The sequence below is a fragment of the Halomonas sp. 72 genome (assembly GCF_052379785.1).
Taxonomy (GTDB): domain Bacteria; phylum Pseudomonadota; class Gammaproteobacteria; order Pseudomonadales; family Halomonadaceae; genus Vreelandella; species Vreelandella citrativorans.
Window position 1 is genome coordinate 1 of sequence record NZ_JBQSYY010000032.1, and the last position, 13,112, is coordinate 13,112.

Genomic DNA, 13,112 nt, shown 5'->3' on the forward strand with positions numbered 1-13,112 from the left:
GCCCGGGCTCCTCGTAGCGCTTTTTGTCTGGCAACCATGCTTGTTCGCTGACCTCAAAGTCTTTGATGGCTAGCACCCAGCAGGCACCCTCACGCGACAGCAAAGCGCCCATCAAGGCGTTGGTTCCCCGCTCACCCCAGTTACTCAGCTCCCGAAGGCACTCTTCACGACCAACCAGGACGCTTTCGAACTCATCAAGGCGTTTTCTGTGCATCTTTGCCCCCGTGCTTTATGTAGGTTTCGACCGCTTCCACGAGCTGCTCGGAGAGCTTTTTATCTTCGCCTGTGGCCATCCGATGATTGCGGGCCATTTGCTCTAAATCGGCGCGCAATTTTTCAGGCATTCGAAAGGAAACATGCACCTTTTTTTCATTCACTTTTTAAAGCCTCGTTTTGTGCCACTGTGTTACAGTAACACTAGAACACAACCTCTCTTTTTGCAAAACTTTTAAGCCTCTTTAGGTCTCTTTACCTCTCTTACCCATGAATGTAAGCTGCTCCAAGCTGCTTATTGAGACTATTTCTCATTTATAGGGCTTTTTGATAAAAGCTTGTTTTTGGCTGCGCTGAAAAAGTGCATAAACGCGCATGAAAACGCATGAAAAATACGCGCTTTATAACCACCAGCGAGGCCAGTAGTGGCGCGGCTTGAGGCGCTATTGCGAAGGTGCATAAAAACCACCACATTTAGCGCGCGGGCGGGGCGGGGTGACGAGTGCGCGGCGTGGGTTCTGGTGGTGGGGTGGGTATCTGAGAGGGTCAGGCGGGATAACTTGGCGAGGTAATGCATTTATTGTACCCACAATAAATGCATTCAGCAAGTAATCAACAAAAAAAATTTAGTTTCTTTTGGAGCCCTTCCTTGGGCGGATATTACGTTTCCTATAAGCCGGCTATGCTAACTCCAAGCCCCTAGCTCGATGTTCTCAATCACGCAGCCCGCACCAAAGTCCTCGACTACGTAAGCTTCGTTGGAAGTCTGATAGTCCTCTACTCGATTGCGCTTTGGGTTATTGACGATAAAACGCCGGCGGCTGCCGCGCTGCCAGTAGATCGACAGCATTTCAGGCACGGTGATAAAGATTGAATTGGCTTGCATGTTAGGCACGCGAACAGCGCCGATCCCGCCGAAGCGCACGCTTGAGCGCTGCATATCCTGTTGCATGGCCACCACTTCAGTCGGCGTGCCCGCGTGCTGACTCATGGCGGCAAAGTATTTATCAGCAATCAGGTCACGGTCAGCGATAGCCTTGAGTTGCCTGTTTTCGCGGTGCCATGGGTCGATCATGACGTTAACCGCATCAAAAATAAGCGCGTCGATATTGGCGTAATCACCCCCCGGCCCAACACGCACCACCCCGGCCACAGCCCCCTCTGACAACACCCGCTGAGGGGCATGGTCGCGGTACTTTTGAAGCCACCCCTTATTCACGTCCTGCAAGTGGTTATTGGCCTGAATATCAGTCTCTACCGCTGCTGTGACGCCATTGAAGCCAATCATCACCCGGTCTAACGCCTGTTGCTGCGTTAACGCCTGGGCAATCAGCGTCTGAAACTCTTTATGGCGGGCCCAAGCATCCAGCTTTACCCACTTTAGATAAGTATCAAACTCCGTGCTGACGCACTCGTAGCGGTCGCCTTCCAGGGTGGAAACATCGCGGGTAATGCGATCGTTTCTTTCGGTATCGGTGCGCTTGGCGATCGGCCCCGACACCCCTAGCCCTATCCGCTCCCCCTGCGCTTCATCAACGCCTTGAACGTTGATCTCGCTTAGAAATGCGGAGCTTTCCTGTATTTTCTTCTCCATCGTTTGCTGTACGGACGGGTCTACCGTGAAAGTGCTTGTGGCATCGCTCACACCGGACAAGGACGCCACGCGCTCAAGGAACTGGCTAAACTTTTGGCTGGTTTCGTTTCTCATGCTGCTCTCACTTGGGCAATGGGTAGAGGGTGGGATTAGGCTTCGCAGGCGAGGCGCGGAATCAACGTTTCAATAGCCGCGGGGGCAGTCACTTTGGGCGCGGCCACGGTCAGCAAGGCGTAAAGCTGTTCCTTCACGCGCTTCTGAGCTTCTTTCTCGATGGCGGCACGATCTTCACGGGTGATCGTGGCCATAAAACCGCGCTTGGTAGGCTCATGGGCATCAAAGCCCAGCCCAACCATGAAGGCGGCATCAAACAGCACCGCGTTATTCTCGGTTTGGCTCTTATGGGCTAATGCCTCTACTAGGCGCATCCCTTCTTCAGTGGCCAGCACGTCTTGAACTGCTACCTCCAGTTGGCCTTGTGAGTCGCTTTCCTGCTGGGCATAGAACACCCGCTCATATTTTTCGCGGGCCTGTTTGATTGGCCGCTTTTCTGCCTCTATGTTGGCGGCTAGCTCTTCAATCAGCTCTTCAAGCTGGGTTACTTCTTCCAGTGCGCCGTACTCTTGGGCCTTCAGCTTCTGAATAGCGTCACTGACTTGGCCATAGCTCGCCTTGAACTTGGCTCGCCACTCTTCCCCGACCTCTTTGGCGGTGCGGATCGTCGCGGCGCGCTGTTTCTCTAGGCGAGTTTTCTGCTCATGCATCGTTTGCAGCGCTTTTTGGCGCTCTAGGTAATCCGCTTTGGCGTTCTCACAGGCGGTTTTCGGGCTTTTGTGTTGCGGTTTCATAGGGTCTTTCTCCTGCTGGGGGTTTAGGTGATTGGCATTCGTGGGGTTGGGGAGTCCCAGAGCGCAGCCGCCATAGAAAGCGCGTCGCTATCGGTAATGGCCTTTCCGTTGGGAAGTGCCAGTGACTCACGTAAGCTAGGCTGCATAAGCCGTATCCATTGAGCTTGTTCATCGTGAGGCGGCTTGAAATACATGGCAGCCAAGCGGAGCGCCTGCTGGGTATCAATTCCCAGCGCTTCGCGCCGGGAGGCTTCGCTGGTACTGGTTAGCGTCTTCCAGAGCATCCGGGATTGTTCGGTTGGCAAGACCGCCGCCTGCTCTACCTGCGCGGGTTTGCCTTCAGGTTCGTAATCGCCCAACTCAGGCGGGAAATACTCTCCATCGGCGCTGAATGATGTGGTTTGGAAGGTGTTTTTCAGGGCTTTCTGTAGTTCTTCTTCATACGCCTGCAAGTCGACCATCTCTTGCCGTGATTCGGGGCTTTCTCGCCATTCCTGGTAGCGCTTTTGCTGCTCAATAGCCACCTCTTCAAACGGCTTACGTGGCGTGATATCCGGCCCCGTACAGTTATTTACACAAGTCCAAGGCTGCGCGGCTTCGCCGCTACGCTGCCCCCCTTGCTTCACTTCCCAGCGGTAGAAGCGGGTTAAAAATTCCGTTTCGCCGAGTGCCGTTGTCACCACCACACCCATGACGGCGCTAATGCTCTCGCCGTACTGGCCGCGCTTGGTCAGGTCAGAGGCTTCACCAGTTTGTGGATCGGCTTCGCCTTGGCTGGTATCCATGCGAGTAATCGTCCAAGGGCGAACCGGGCGCTTACGCGCCTTGGTTCCAACGCCACCTGTGAGCTGAAGGTATTTATCCCAATCGCCCGCGTTGGCCGCGCGGCGTAGGTTTTCCAAGTAAGCAGTGGCCTCTGGCTCTGGGCGTGTGGCAGCTTTCCAATCTGCATGGCTTGCAGCGGCAAAAGGGCTATCGCCTGCATCGCGCAGGCGGCGCAGCTCACGCCAAACCGTTACGCTCGGCAGGCCAATAAACTGAAACTGGCGAATGCCCCATGTACTGGACCATGCCGCGATACGCGGCGCGGCACTGGAAAGCTCGTGGCCATATTGGTCAACGTCGCCGTGCTGATCGCTTTTGTTTATGTTTTTGGTGACGTACTTGAGCACGTAGCCCGCTGCGCTTCCCCTGCTAGGATCAATGTCTTCAAAGCGGATGCGCTTCTCCACTTTTCCACGCACTTCGCTGGGGTCAATCGACAATGCGTAATGGGTAAGCACCTGCTTAAGGTCGTCTAGCTGCTCAGGGTCTACCCATAACAGCAAATGCCAATGTGGGGTGCCATCGTGGTGAGGCTCGACCACCCGAAGGCCGTAAATGGGAATGCCATCGCGGCCTAACTTGGTGCGTGCCCGCGCCCATAGCGCTTGCATTTGGGCCTGTGCTTGGCGCGGAGTCGCCCCTTGGTACTTGGCGTTTGCTTGACTAGTGGCCGCGTGCACGGCGTGCCAGCGGCTGGGCAGTGTCCAGGTCACAAACACGCCTTGATGCTGCTTACGGCTGGCCTCCACCTCAGTGTCTCTAATGCGGGTCATGACTTCCGCATGACGGATATCGGGGTTGGCCACGCCCACCTCAGCGAGTTCTTTAAGCGTGTACTCCTGCTCAAACTGATTGACTGCTACCGTACCTTCCAGCATCGCATCGTTAGCACGGCGGCGGGCTTGCCACGCCTCAAAACCCAACTGGCTAACATAGATCCCGGCGCGCTTATGCACGCGCCTAGCTTCGCGCTGAAACTGCTCAAGGCGGCGCTTGGACAGCACTCGCAAACGACGACGCCACCAGGCGGCGCTTGAGAGCTTGGCAAGCAGCACAGCGCGTTGCGCGGAGGTCATTTCAGTCACAAGGTGGGGGGCGGCTACGTCAATACAGTGGTTCTTGGCCATGTGCAGCGCTTTAGCCAAAGCGGCGGTATCGGCTTCTGCCCGAGTAGGTAGGGTGGATCGCTTAAAGCGCAGCGTAGATAGCGCAACGCCAGTGCATGGACGCGCCCAAAGGCGCTTGCTTACGGCCTCGGCGCGTACCTTCTTGTGCTTTCGATAGGCAGCGGCCACAAGCCGATAAACGCCCTCTGCTTTAGCTTGGGCGTAATCTTCTAGCGCTTGAGCGTCATGGGTCACATTAAATGCTCCCAGCACTAAGCGAGCTGACTGCCTGCGAAGCCAAGTGTTGCCAGCAGCATTGCCACTCAAGCCACCGCCATTTGCCACAGCTGTGGCAACAAACCCCGTCAGTAAGTCATTGGCAATCAATGGGTATCGGGCAAACGCCCTGTCTTGTCGCCACTGGCGGCACCATGGCGTGCCTTGAGCTTGCTCAAACGCCTTATCTTTTCGCCACTGGCGGTGCCACGGAGTATCTTGAGTCTGCTCAATGACCCGCTTCGCTTGCTCCCAGACGATGTGATTAGCGTGTGTCATGCCGCTTTCCTTGCCCCCGGTGCTAATTCTGCTAGCATTGGGAGTGCGAATTGTATTGAAGTAGTTTTAGCCCCGACGCTTGGCTGAGCGCTCGGGGCTTTCGCGTTTTTAGGCGGTGAGTCACGCCACCCCGTGAGGTAGAAGGCGCGAACGATCCAGCACGCGAACCGCCACCGCCTCAATCTGCGTATGGTTTTGCGGCAAGCGAGCGCGGCCTTTTTTCTCGCTGGTCATCGCCTGTTCAACCGCTTGCTTCACCCCTGGCCAATCCTCGGCATAAAACGTCAACCGTTCGTTATCGACGTTCAGCGTCACCACTTGCTTAGACATACTCGACCCCTATGCTTCTAGCGCGCTGGGCTTCCTGGTCACTGACGTTTGCCAGCGGGCTCTCTTGAGCAACAGGCGTTGCCATCTGCTCACGGCGCATTTGCTTTACGCGGCTACGGGTCAGCCCTTCCGTGCTAAACCCACTGGCTTCAAGCGCCTCTCTGGCCGCCACGAACATTTCAGCCGCCGTGACGGCACTTACCACCATCGGTGCATCACCGCTTAAGTCGACGGCTACACTTTGGTTGGCGTTAGGGTTCATGCTGTCACCTCGCTTTGCAGCTCTACATCTGCTGATCTGGAAGGACACCAGGGCGTTTCCGCCTTGATGCTGCGATTTTTACGACACCCCTCTAACCAGGCGTTAATTTCATCTTCGAAATAAGCAGTCTTGCGGTAAGACACGACCACCGGAGCCGGGAATATGCCTTTTTTCGACATATAGGCCCGCGTCCCGCGCGGGATGCCCGTGATCTCTTCTACTTCTTGCTCTGCCATCAATCGTGTTTGAATCGCCATTACTGCCACCTCGCTCAAAAGCCCGTTTCATCATCATTGCTAAGCGCTCGGCCTAAAACCCTTTGCCGTTGTGCGGGATAACTGGCACAACAACGCTACCGCTTTGCGCTGTTTAACGTGGTCGTTTAAGTACCCAATTTGGGCGTTTAAATGCTCAAAATGCCTGTTTGGCCAAAAAAAGCTGGGCTAGAGGATGTCTTCTGGCGATGGAGACACCTTCTCGCCATCGCCCGCCACCAGCCCGCCCGCCTGATTGATCAGCTCGATTGTTGTCCAGGGGCCATGACGCCCCTCAAACACATGAACGCCCTGTTCGCGCAGGCAGCGGGAAACGTCGCCCGCACGCTGATAGCCCGTTATGGCTTTCAGGTCGTCACAGGACAGAATCGAGGAATGCACCACGACGACCCTTTAACGGCTTCTCAGCACTTTCACGCTGCTGATCGATATAGGCCGCCGCGTCAGACACATGCACCATGGGTAGGCGGGCTGTGTATGTCAGCGGCACGGGGAATGTGCCCTGTGCCATCCGGTTACGGGCGGTTTGCAGGGCAATCCCCATTACATCGTGGCAAAACACATTGAGAGGGATGAGGGGCTTTTCGTAGCAAGCTAGGAGTAGGAATTCGGTTTTCATGAGGCGGCCCCTTTAGCTTCTGAAAGCTCGCGCTCATGGGCCGTTGCCGAGACGCGGAGCAAATCCAGTGCATCAGAGGTCAGCAGGTGGGCAGCCCATGCGACGTTGTGCAGGTCGCACCCGCTTAAGCCACTTTGACCGCTGGCAGAAAGCGCCACAGTTTCTAGCAGGTCACTAGCAGCGGAAAGGCGATGGTCGGCGGCGCTTGTAAGCGATTCATAGCAGGCTTCGCCATTGACCAACAACACGGGGGGATGGCCTGGGGGATTATGGGTAGAAAGGGGGGGAAATGAGGTCATGCAGGCACCTCCTGACGCACGCAGCGCACAGCAAGGGCAATCACAACAGCCGATAACGGCTCAGAACGGTAGGGTTCCAGAATTTGAAGTAGGCGGGAAAATTGACGCACCGATAGTGCGCCCATGTATAATGGGTGTTGCATCTTAAGTACCTCGAAAAGATAGATGTCACGCCCTCTGAACGGCTGCAACCGTTGCAGAGGGCTTTTTAATTTAGGGCGTGTCGCCCTCCTTTCCTATTTGCTCCTCTAGCTCTTTCAAGCTCCTCTCTAAACCCGCATGAAGCAGCTCTCTGGCGACTTCAGAAAAACGCACGTCATCACCTGTCTGCATTCTGCGAAGCTTTACAACTTCATCAATAACTTGCTTTAGCTCTGGATCGAGACGCATCGACACGGTTTTATTTTTTTCCGGGCCATTCTGGCTCAACGCAAGCAACTCATGCATAGCCTTAAGCGCCTCAACGTCACTTTTTCTGCCCATGTGCGCGTCTCGCCTTCGTTCGTTTACTTTCGTGTATTACATAAAAGCAAATCCTAGTTGAACCAGCTCTCTCCTACAACCCTATTTGCTCTTTTTTTTCGAAATGGTATCTTTCTACCGTTCCTGTCGCTTTGCGACCGTGGTAGCTGGCTACGTAAACAAACAGCATTCTCCTAGCTCTCAGCGTGCCCCGGTGCCTGATTTCTTCAATCGCCTAGCGATTATCGGCTACGTCTAACCCGTTGGGCTTAGCCATTTCAAACGGCCTTGCTTAGCACTTCCTGAGCACTGTCTTTTCAACTGCTAGCCCTGCTGCGCGCCCTGCCCAGCTTCGCTAGATATGCAACCCCGCTTGCATGATTCCCTCCAGGGCTCCGCCCTTTCAATCGACGCCTTCAAGGCGGCGTGTTCGCGTGCATTTACGTCACGTCATCTGTTCAGCCTGGCCATGTATCGCCCGCTGAACCACGCAGCCCACACCTTCTTGATTGCGTCACCCACTCCCGGCGTCTCTGTTGCGTCAGCACAGAGACGCCGGGGGTAAATCGCCGCTATGCCCGCCACCATGGGCGTTACGGCTTACCACCGTCGGACGAAAACCGACGAAACCACGCAACAGCGGCGCAACACCGCTAGCTGAAACACTGCCACGGCTACCCGCCGGGCAGTCCGCGAAAACCTCTAGGGCAGCCCCTCGCTAGGGCTGGGCCAACGCCTAAGCCGGAGCCACAAACGTGGCACGCGCAACCCCGCGCCATAGCACCCATAGGAGTCGTTTTTGCATCCCTCAAAGCGATCTAGTCCGCAGCCTGTCGGCCTGCGTCAACAAAACGACACCTCTCACGGTCTGCGCCTGCCGTCACAATGGGCGCGTATCACTTAACGTTATTTTCGGGGCTGGGAGGCAACACCAACGCAACAGCTAAGAGGCAGGCAACGTGGCCAAGGGCAACAACTACGGATTGAAAACACGCGATATAGCGAAGGCGGGAGCGTTCGCTATGAATAACGCAGCACACGAAGGCAATACCAGCTACGGCACCGCTGCCACGGTGGGCGACCGGTGGCAGATATTCGCCGCCTACGCGAAGGCGGAAGGTTTGAAGCGCTTGGAGCAAATCACTCCCCAAGCGGTAACCGCCTGGGGGCAGACGCTCGCCGAACGGGTCAAAGAGGCGGAACTCTCGCCTGCTTACGCGCAAAACCTTGTGTCGGCAGTTAACAGCGTGATGAAGCACGCCACCCAAGGGCAGTGGCAGCGAGTGAGCCCCACCAAGGATTGCAGCATTGATAAGCGGTGTGCGGTGCGCTCAGTGGCACCGCAAGGCATAGAGCGCGGCGACCTTCATCGGGCGGTGGAAGCGTTAGGCAACACAGAGCAACAGCGCGGCGCAGCGGTGTTGCTGCTTGCTCGTGAGCTGGGTTTGCGAGTCAAAGAAGCCTCACTTTTGGATGCGCGCACAGCGCTAAAAGAGGCTCACCAGCGGGAAGCGATCCGCGTTACCCATGGCACCAAAGGCGGTAGGCCGCGAGAAATACCCGTGACCAACCACACGCAACAGGAAGCGTTGCGCGTGGCCAGCGAGGCCCAAGGCACGGCTAAAAGCTTGGTGCCCACGCAACAAACCTGGGCGCAGTGGGAAGCGGGCGGGCTACGGAATGCCAGAGAGACGCTTCAGCAACACGGCATAGCCCGCGTTCACGAACTCAGGGCGGCTTACGCCTGGCAGCGGTACCGCGAAATAACCGGGCAACCACCCCGGCTTGGTGGCGGGAAAGTCAGCAAAGCAGAGGATCGGGCAGCGCGGCTTACCATTGCTCACGAGCTGGGCCATAGCCGCGTGAACGTCACGGTATCGTACCTAGGGAGTATGCGATGATTCCAGGCGATTTAAGGCACCGCTTGAGGCTTCATGCAGCCAAAGGCGGCAAAACCGCCAGAGGGCGCCAAATACGCCGCGTAGAGGCGTTCGTTCGTTGGTGTGGCTGTGACCCTCGGCAGATCGGGCGCGGCCATGTACACCGCTTTTTCGCCGCTCACGCTCACGCCGCTAGCACTCAGCGTGACTACTGGTACGCTATCAAACTGTTATGGCAAGCCCTGGGTAGGCCGGGGGAGCCACCAAAGCCAGTAACGAGAACGGAGCTAACTTTATGAGTTGCGGCGAAGTCGGACCCTTGCGCCTTACCTGCCCTCACTGTGGTAGTGGTATGAAAATCAGAACATCTAAGCAATTAGCCCCGACATACCGTAAGCTCTATCTTTACTGCACAGACGAAGTTCATTGCGGCTTTCGCTGTACCGGAGACGTAACAATCACCTCTACGTTACTTCCTTCAATGTCGCCAAACCCCCATATTGAAAACATCCCGCTCGACCCCTCAATACTAAAAGCGCTTGAGTTAACGAATGAAAATAAGCATTAAAGGCTTTTTTCCTTTTCTGTCCTTTTCCCCTTTTCGGCCCTTATTTCCTTAGCTTATTCAATGCTTTACAAAGCCATTTGGGGAGGTAATGGCGGTGATATGGGGAGGTAATGGCGGTCAATGTGGGGAGGTAATGGCGGTGATATGGGGAGGTAATGGCGGTATTGTGTGTGGCGTCCTTTTTATTCTCCTCTTTTGAGCTGCATGCTTATGGATCATGACGATGTGGTGGTCAAATCTAACGCCCTGGTGGAAGCGGCCTATAGCCTCACTGTGGCAGAGACCAAGCTGGTATTGGCGGCTATTGCCCAGGTTCGGCGCGATGAACCGATCACCGACGAAATCCGCTATACCGTGACCGCTAATGCTCTAGCCGACATGGGCGGTTTCGCGGCTAACCATGAGCATCGAGCGCTTAAGCAGGCAGCCGATCGCCTCTTGGGCCGCTTGATCAGCATCATTGAGAAGCCCAACGGTTCAGGGCGTCGCCCTCGGGTGCTTCGTACCCACTGGGTGCAGAGCGTGGTCTATCGTGATGATGAAGGTGCTGTGGATCTTCGCTTCGCCAAGGACGTTATCCCCTACCTCAACCAGCTAACCGCCGAATTCAGCCAGTACAAGTTGACCAACGTTGCCGGCATGACCAGCAGCTATGGCGTGCGCCTCTACGAATTGCTGATCCAGTGGCGTTCAAAAGGAGAGCGCGAAGTTGAAGTAGCCTGGCTACGGCGCGTGTTCCAGATTGAAGGCAAGTACAAGTCAATCCGGGATCTGAAGCGATGGGTGATTGAACCCGCTGTGCGTGACGTCAATGAGCATAGCGACCTTCAGGTGAACTGGGGGCAACGCAAGCTGGGTCGATCCGTGGCGTTTATCCAGTTCAAGTTTGGGCCGAAGCCGTCTAGCAAATTGCTTGCTATACCAGCAGCCGCTAAGCCTAGAAAACAGGATGAAGGCGAGTTGATTGCAGGGATTCCCCGCCATGTGATTGATCAGCACGCCCGCCCGGGCGAAAGCTATTCTATGGCGGCTCAACGCCTCCATAAAATGAAGCGGGAAGGCGTTTTTTCCTGGTGATTTTTTAACGCGGGCATTGCGTTGCGCATTCATTGGAACGTGCGCTATTTAGGTCACAATAAATATTGTTCTTATGCGTTGGCAATAGGTCAAAAGCTTCTTTTCCAAAGCAATGATGACCTCGGACAGGGTATGTCTACGTGACACTTCGTGCACTACCGCCAAGCGGCATCGCTTCGCTCTTTGCTAGGCTGACCCTGCTCAGGACTACACCCCGAGCCCCCTACTATTATCAACAGTTTGTAGTATCAGAAACCTATTATGAACCGGGATACTATCGGGTCGTTATCCATTACTTTATTTTCAACTTAGATCATTAACGTTATGTTCTTTTAAGTATTGGCGTAATGCTTGATTAACACGTGTTTGCCAACCCTTACCAGTTTGTCTAAACGCTTCGATAACGTCTTGATCATAGCGAATCTTTACCGGTACCTTCCGCTCACTCTCAGGGATGGGCGGGCGGCCACGACCACGCTTGACCAAGGTATCTCCATCGTACTGGTGAGCCGCCTCAAACCATGATTCTGTGAGTTCGGGCGCATCATCGGGATCAATCCAGGTGGCTTTCGTATCGTTCTCTTTCGCGTTCATTGGCGTACCTCATGGAGATGATGCGGCGTTTCTCTCCGCGTTGTGTCCAGACGATGACGGTTACTTTTCCTGACAGCCTGCCCACCGTTATGATCCGCTCTTCACCATAATTCTGGCGGTCATCAACCATTGATAACGTCTTCCCGGCAAACACATCGGGAGCATTATTAAAGTCCAGGCCGCGATTCTTCAGGGTGTCTTGCTGCTTTCTCAGGTCGTATTCGATATCACTGCCTGGGGGCATACGTGTCTCCTTTCATACCTTATTATTGTACCCCCATAAAATAAATTAGCAACAGGCATTTTAGAGAGCAAAACTACCTAATTTGGTGGCCTCAAAAAACTCAAGATAATAAGAGTAATCTTGAGTTTAAGGCTTTTTGCCACAAAAAAACCCCGCTTTTTAGCGGGTATTTTTAGACTGAAGATAACGCTGATTATGTCCAATTTTACGGTTACTCCGCCCAGTGCGTGTTAAGCGGTCTGTGTTCAGGGTTCGCTTTATCAATCGCTGCGCCAATAGCCGCATAGGCGTGCTGATACGTCTTGTAATATTTCTGATTGCTGTAATACACATCAAAGTCGATCAGGCTGCGCACCACGGCCAGCAGCGTCTCCGGCTCGCCATCACGGGTGATTACGTCAATGGCGTCGGTCACCGATTCATCGTATACCCGTACCGCTATCTCAGCGGCGAACATCTCAGCGTCGTGTATGATTTTGCTCATTGCTCAGGCTCCCAGCGTTCCGCACCGTCATAGTCGTTACCGCCCACGGCCTTCCAGGTATTGCCTTTAGCGTCTATCGCATAAGCGCCGGGACGCTCGCTTTGCGGGTCACGCAACTCATTTTTCCAGCCATACTCTTCGCCTTGCCATGTCAGCACTACGCCACCAATACACCCTTGGTTATCGCGGCGAAACTGCTCAGCAGTTTCGGCCAGGTGCCTTGTTTTCATTGCTTCCACCATCGTTAGCCTCTCCCCTTTTCACTGTCTTTAATTGCCTTGATCATCGCACTGAACCCGTGAGGATCAGGCGTATCAGTTTCCGCTTCGGCACTTGCCCTTTCTTCTTGCGGCGGGGCTGGCAATGCCCTTAGCTGGGCCACTTCTTCACGCAGGGCCATTAGCTCTTTACGCATGGCCGCTAGCTCTTGCGCAACAGCCTGTTGCGCTTCTGCCATTTCAAACACGTCGCGCTGTTGCATTTCAGGCAATTTCTTTGGCGGTTCGCCCCACACTCTTATGAGTTCTGACAGGTCAATAACGCGGGTCCCATCGCCGCTAAAGCTGCATGACAAGCGGCCTGTTTCGATTGCGCGATGGATAGTAGAGCGAGCTTTTCCGTAAAGCCTGGCTGCCTTTGAAACGGTTAGTTGCATGGTGAAGCGCCCTGTTGCGTTTTAGCTGTTGCGCGGCTACTCAGTCGCCTGAAAACTCCATAATGCTCGTCACTTTTGGCAAGTCTTTAGCGTTACCATTTGCCAGCAAGCGCTCCACCTCTGCATTGCGTTGCCCCCACCACTCTTCACTTGGCCATTCATCCCGGCCTTGGCGGCGCAGCTCGACGCGATCCAATAGCTCTCCCAGCGTTTTCATGGCTT

22 protein-coding genes are annotated in these 13,112 nt (G+C 54.9%); 3 read left to right on the top strand and 19 right to left on the bottom strand.

Going from position 1 to position 13,112, the window contains the following annotated elements; genetic code table 11:
• The 13 genes from ACT3T6_RS17220 to ACT3T6_RS17280 all read right to left on the bottom strand — a co-directional run.
• On the bottom strand, positions 1-214 hold a 214-nt coding region (locus ACT3T6_RS17220), incomplete at its 3' end, for a hypothetical protein (protein ID WP_444625967.1).
• Positions 195-377, bottom strand: coding sequence for a hypothetical protein (locus ACT3T6_RS17225; RefSeq protein ID WP_139788554.1), 183 nt, complete (start codon positions 375-377; stop codon positions 195-197). The genes ACT3T6_RS17220 and ACT3T6_RS17225, both read right to left, overlap by 20 nt.
• 521 nt (positions 378-898) lie before the next feature.
• Complete coding sequence (locus tag ACT3T6_RS17230) at positions 899-1,921, bottom strand: phage major capsid protein, P2 family (RefSeq protein WP_193053904.1); 1,023 nt, start codon at positions 1,919-1,921, stop codon at positions 899-901.
• A gap of 35 nt (positions 1,922-1,956) precedes the next feature.
• Positions 1,957-2,655: a hypothetical protein gene (locus ACT3T6_RS17235; protein ID WP_193053905.1), complete on the bottom strand. Its 699-nt coding sequence runs from the start codon at positions 2,653-2,655 to the stop codon at positions 1,957-1,959.
• 23 nt (positions 2,656-2,678) lie between these two features.
• Positions 2,679-5,141 (bottom strand): replication endonuclease, encoded by a 2,463-nt coding sequence (locus tag ACT3T6_RS17240; RefSeq protein WP_193053906.1) that lies wholly within the window; start codon positions 5,139-5,141, stop codon positions 2,679-2,681.
• Between the two features lie 120 nt (positions 5,142-5,261).
• Positions 5,262-5,471 carry a hypothetical protein gene (locus ACT3T6_RS17245; RefSeq protein ID WP_193053888.1) on the bottom strand — a complete coding sequence of 70 codons (210 nt, stop codon included), beginning with the start codon at positions 5,469-5,471 and terminating at the stop codon, positions 5,262-5,264.
• Complete coding sequence (locus ACT3T6_RS17250; protein ID WP_193053889.1) at positions 5,464-5,733, bottom strand: hypothetical protein; 270 nt, start codon at positions 5,731-5,733, stop codon at positions 5,464-5,466. Before ACT3T6_RS17250 ends, ACT3T6_RS17245 begins: the two co-directional genes overlap by 8 nt.
• Positions 5,730-5,990 carry a helix-turn-helix transcriptional regulator gene (locus tag ACT3T6_RS17255; protein ID WP_193053890.1) on the bottom strand — a complete coding sequence of 87 codons (261 nt, stop codon included), beginning with the start codon at positions 5,988-5,990 and terminating at the stop codon, positions 5,730-5,732. Before ACT3T6_RS17255 ends, ACT3T6_RS17250 begins: the two co-directional genes overlap by 4 nt.
• Before the next feature lie 186 nt (positions 5,991-6,176).
• On the bottom strand, positions 6,177-6,389 hold the full coding sequence (locus ACT3T6_RS17260; RefSeq protein ID WP_226913487.1) for a DUF4224 domain-containing protein: 213 nt from the start codon (positions 6,387-6,389) through the stop codon (positions 6,177-6,179).
• Positions 6,364-6,627 (bottom strand): pyocin activator PrtN family protein, encoded by a 264-nt coding sequence (locus ACT3T6_RS17265; protein ID WP_193053892.1) that lies wholly within the window; start codon positions 6,625-6,627, stop codon positions 6,364-6,366. The genes ACT3T6_RS17260 and ACT3T6_RS17265 overlap by 26 nt, the downstream gene beginning before the upstream one ends.
• A complete protein-coding gene (locus ACT3T6_RS17270) occupies positions 6,624-6,926 on the bottom strand; it encodes a hypothetical protein (RefSeq protein ID WP_193053893.1) in 303 nt (100 codons plus the stop codon). Before ACT3T6_RS17270 ends, ACT3T6_RS17265 begins: the two co-directional genes overlap by 4 nt.
• Positions 6,923-7,069, bottom strand: a complete 147-nt coding sequence (locus tag ACT3T6_RS17275) for a hypothetical protein (protein ID WP_193053894.1) — start codon at positions 7,067-7,069, stop codon at positions 6,923-6,925. Before ACT3T6_RS17275 ends, ACT3T6_RS17270 begins: the two co-directional genes overlap by 4 nt.
• A gap of 70 nt (positions 7,070-7,139) precedes the next feature.
• Entirely contained in the window at positions 7,140-7,373 is a 234-nt protein-coding gene (locus ACT3T6_RS17280) for a hypothetical protein (protein ID WP_193053895.1), read from the bottom strand.
• Positions 7,374-8,410: 1,037 nt separating this feature from the next.
• On the opposite strand from ACT3T6_RS17280, the gene ACT3T6_RS17285 reads away from it, so the two are divergent.
• From ACT3T6_RS17285 to ACT3T6_RS17295, 3 genes are all read left to right on the top strand, one after another.
• Positions 8,411-9,289: an integrase domain-containing protein gene (locus tag ACT3T6_RS17285; protein ID WP_193053896.1), complete on the top strand. Its 879-nt coding sequence runs from the start codon at positions 8,411-8,413 to the stop codon at positions 9,287-9,289.
• A gap of 274 nt (positions 9,290-9,563) precedes the next feature.
• The gene (locus ACT3T6_RS17290; RefSeq protein WP_226913489.1) at positions 9,564-9,836 is read left to right on the top strand and encodes an ogr/Delta-like zinc finger family protein; all 273 of its coding nucleotides are present in this window, start codon (positions 9,564-9,566) and stop codon (positions 9,834-9,836) included.
• Between the two features lie 204 nt (positions 9,837-10,040).
• Positions 10,041-10,913 (top strand): replication initiation protein, encoded by an 873-nt coding sequence (locus ACT3T6_RS17295; protein WP_226913490.1) that lies wholly within the window; start codon positions 10,041-10,043, stop codon positions 10,911-10,913.
• Positions 10,914-11,216: 303 nt separating this feature from the next.
• On the opposite strand, the gene ACT3T6_RS17300 is transcribed toward ACT3T6_RS17295, so the two are convergent.
• The 6 genes from ACT3T6_RS17300 to ACT3T6_RS17325 form a co-directional block, all read right to left on the bottom strand.
• Positions 11,217-11,507, bottom strand: coding sequence for a BrnA antitoxin family protein (locus ACT3T6_RS17300; RefSeq protein WP_193053898.1), 291 nt, complete (start codon positions 11,505-11,507; stop codon positions 11,217-11,219).
• Positions 11,467-11,751: a BrnT family toxin gene (locus tag ACT3T6_RS17305; RefSeq protein ID WP_193053899.1), complete on the bottom strand. Its 285-nt coding sequence runs from the start codon at positions 11,749-11,751 to the stop codon at positions 11,467-11,469. Before ACT3T6_RS17305 ends, ACT3T6_RS17300 begins: the two co-directional genes overlap by 41 nt.
• A gap of 211 nt (positions 11,752-11,962) precedes the next feature.
• A complete protein-coding gene (locus ACT3T6_RS17310; RefSeq protein ID WP_193053900.1) occupies positions 11,963-12,235 on the bottom strand; it encodes a hypothetical protein in 273 nt (90 codons plus the stop codon).
• Positions 12,232-12,465, bottom strand: a complete 234-nt coding sequence (locus tag ACT3T6_RS17315) for a hypothetical protein (protein ID WP_226913492.1) — start codon at positions 12,463-12,465, stop codon at positions 12,232-12,234. Before ACT3T6_RS17315 ends, ACT3T6_RS17310 begins: the two co-directional genes overlap by 4 nt.
• 14 nt (positions 12,466-12,479) lie before the next feature.
• Complete coding sequence (locus tag ACT3T6_RS17320) at positions 12,480-12,890, bottom strand: hypothetical protein (protein WP_193053902.1); 411 nt, start codon at positions 12,888-12,890, stop codon at positions 12,480-12,482.
• A 40-nt stretch (positions 12,891-12,930) separates the two neighbouring features.
• Positions 12,931-13,112, bottom strand: a 182-nt coding sequence (locus tag ACT3T6_RS17325; RefSeq protein ID WP_444625968.1) for a hypothetical protein, incomplete at its 5' end; no start/stop codon positions are given.

Bases quoted from the DNA above. Each gene is read 5' to 3' on its own strand.
- ACT3T6_RS17230 (WP_193053904.1), bottom strand. From the start codon at position 1,921: ATGAGAAACGAAACCAGCCAAAAGTTTAGCCAGTTCCTTGAGCGCGTG.
- ACT3T6_RS17235 (WP_193053905.1), bottom strand. From the start codon at position 2,655: ATGAAACCGCAACACAAAAGCCCGAAAACCGCCTGTGAGAACGCCAAA.
- ACT3T6_RS17240 (WP_193053906.1), bottom strand. From the start codon at position 5,141: ATGACACACGCTAATCACATCGTCTGGGAGCAAGCGAAGCGGGTCATT.
- ACT3T6_RS17245 (WP_193053888.1), bottom strand. From the start codon at position 5,471: ATGTCTAAGCAAGTGGTGACGCTGAACGTCGATAACGAACGGTTGACG.
- ACT3T6_RS17250 (WP_193053889.1), bottom strand. From the start codon at position 5,733: ATGAACCCTAACGCCAACCAAAGTGTAGCCGTCGACTTAAGCGGTGAT.
- ACT3T6_RS17255 (WP_193053890.1), bottom strand. From the start codon at position 5,990: ATGGCGATTCAAACACGATTGATGGCAGAGCAAGAAGTAGAAGAGATC.
- ACT3T6_RS17265 (WP_193053892.1), bottom strand. From the start codon at position 6,627: ATGAAAACCGAATTCCTACTCCTAGCTTGCTACGAAAAGCCCCTCATC.
- ACT3T6_RS17270 (WP_193053893.1), bottom strand. From the start codon at position 6,926: ATGACCTCATTTCCCCCCCTTTCTACCCATAATCCCCCAGGCCATCCC.
- ACT3T6_RS17275 (WP_193053894.1), bottom strand. From the start codon at position 7,069: ATGCAACACCCATTATACATGGGCGCACTATCGGTGCGTCAATTTTCC.
- ACT3T6_RS17280 (WP_193053895.1), bottom strand. From the start codon at position 7,373: ATGCATGAGTTGCTTGCGTTGAGCCAGAATGGCCCGGAAAAAAATAAA.
- ACT3T6_RS17285 (WP_193053896.1), top strand. From the start codon at position 8,411: ATGAATAACGCAGCACACGAAGGCAATACCAGCTACGGCACCGCTGCC.
- ACT3T6_RS17290 (WP_226913489.1), top strand. From the start codon at position 9,564: ATGAGTTGCGGCGAAGTCGGACCCTTGCGCCTTACCTGCCCTCACTGT.
- ACT3T6_RS17295 (WP_226913490.1), top strand. From the start codon at position 10,041: ATGCTTATGGATCATGACGATGTGGTGGTCAAATCTAACGCCCTGGTG.
- ACT3T6_RS17300 (WP_193053898.1), bottom strand. From the start codon at position 11,507: ATGAACGCGAAAGAGAACGATACGAAAGCCACCTGGATTGATCCCGAT.
- ACT3T6_RS17305 (WP_193053899.1), bottom strand. From the start codon at position 11,751: ATGCCCCCAGGCAGTGATATCGAATACGACCTGAGAAAGCAGCAAGAC.
- ACT3T6_RS17310 (WP_193053900.1), bottom strand. From the start codon at position 12,235: ATGAGCAAAATCATACACGACGCTGAGATGTTCGCCGCTGAGATAGCG.
- ACT3T6_RS17315 (WP_226913492.1), bottom strand. From the start codon at position 12,465: ATGAAAACAAGGCACCTGGCCGAAACTGCTGAGCAGTTTCGCCGCGAT.
- ACT3T6_RS17320 (WP_193053902.1), bottom strand. From the start codon at position 12,890: ATGCAACTAACCGTTTCAAAGGCAGCCAGGCTTTACGGAAAAGCTCGC.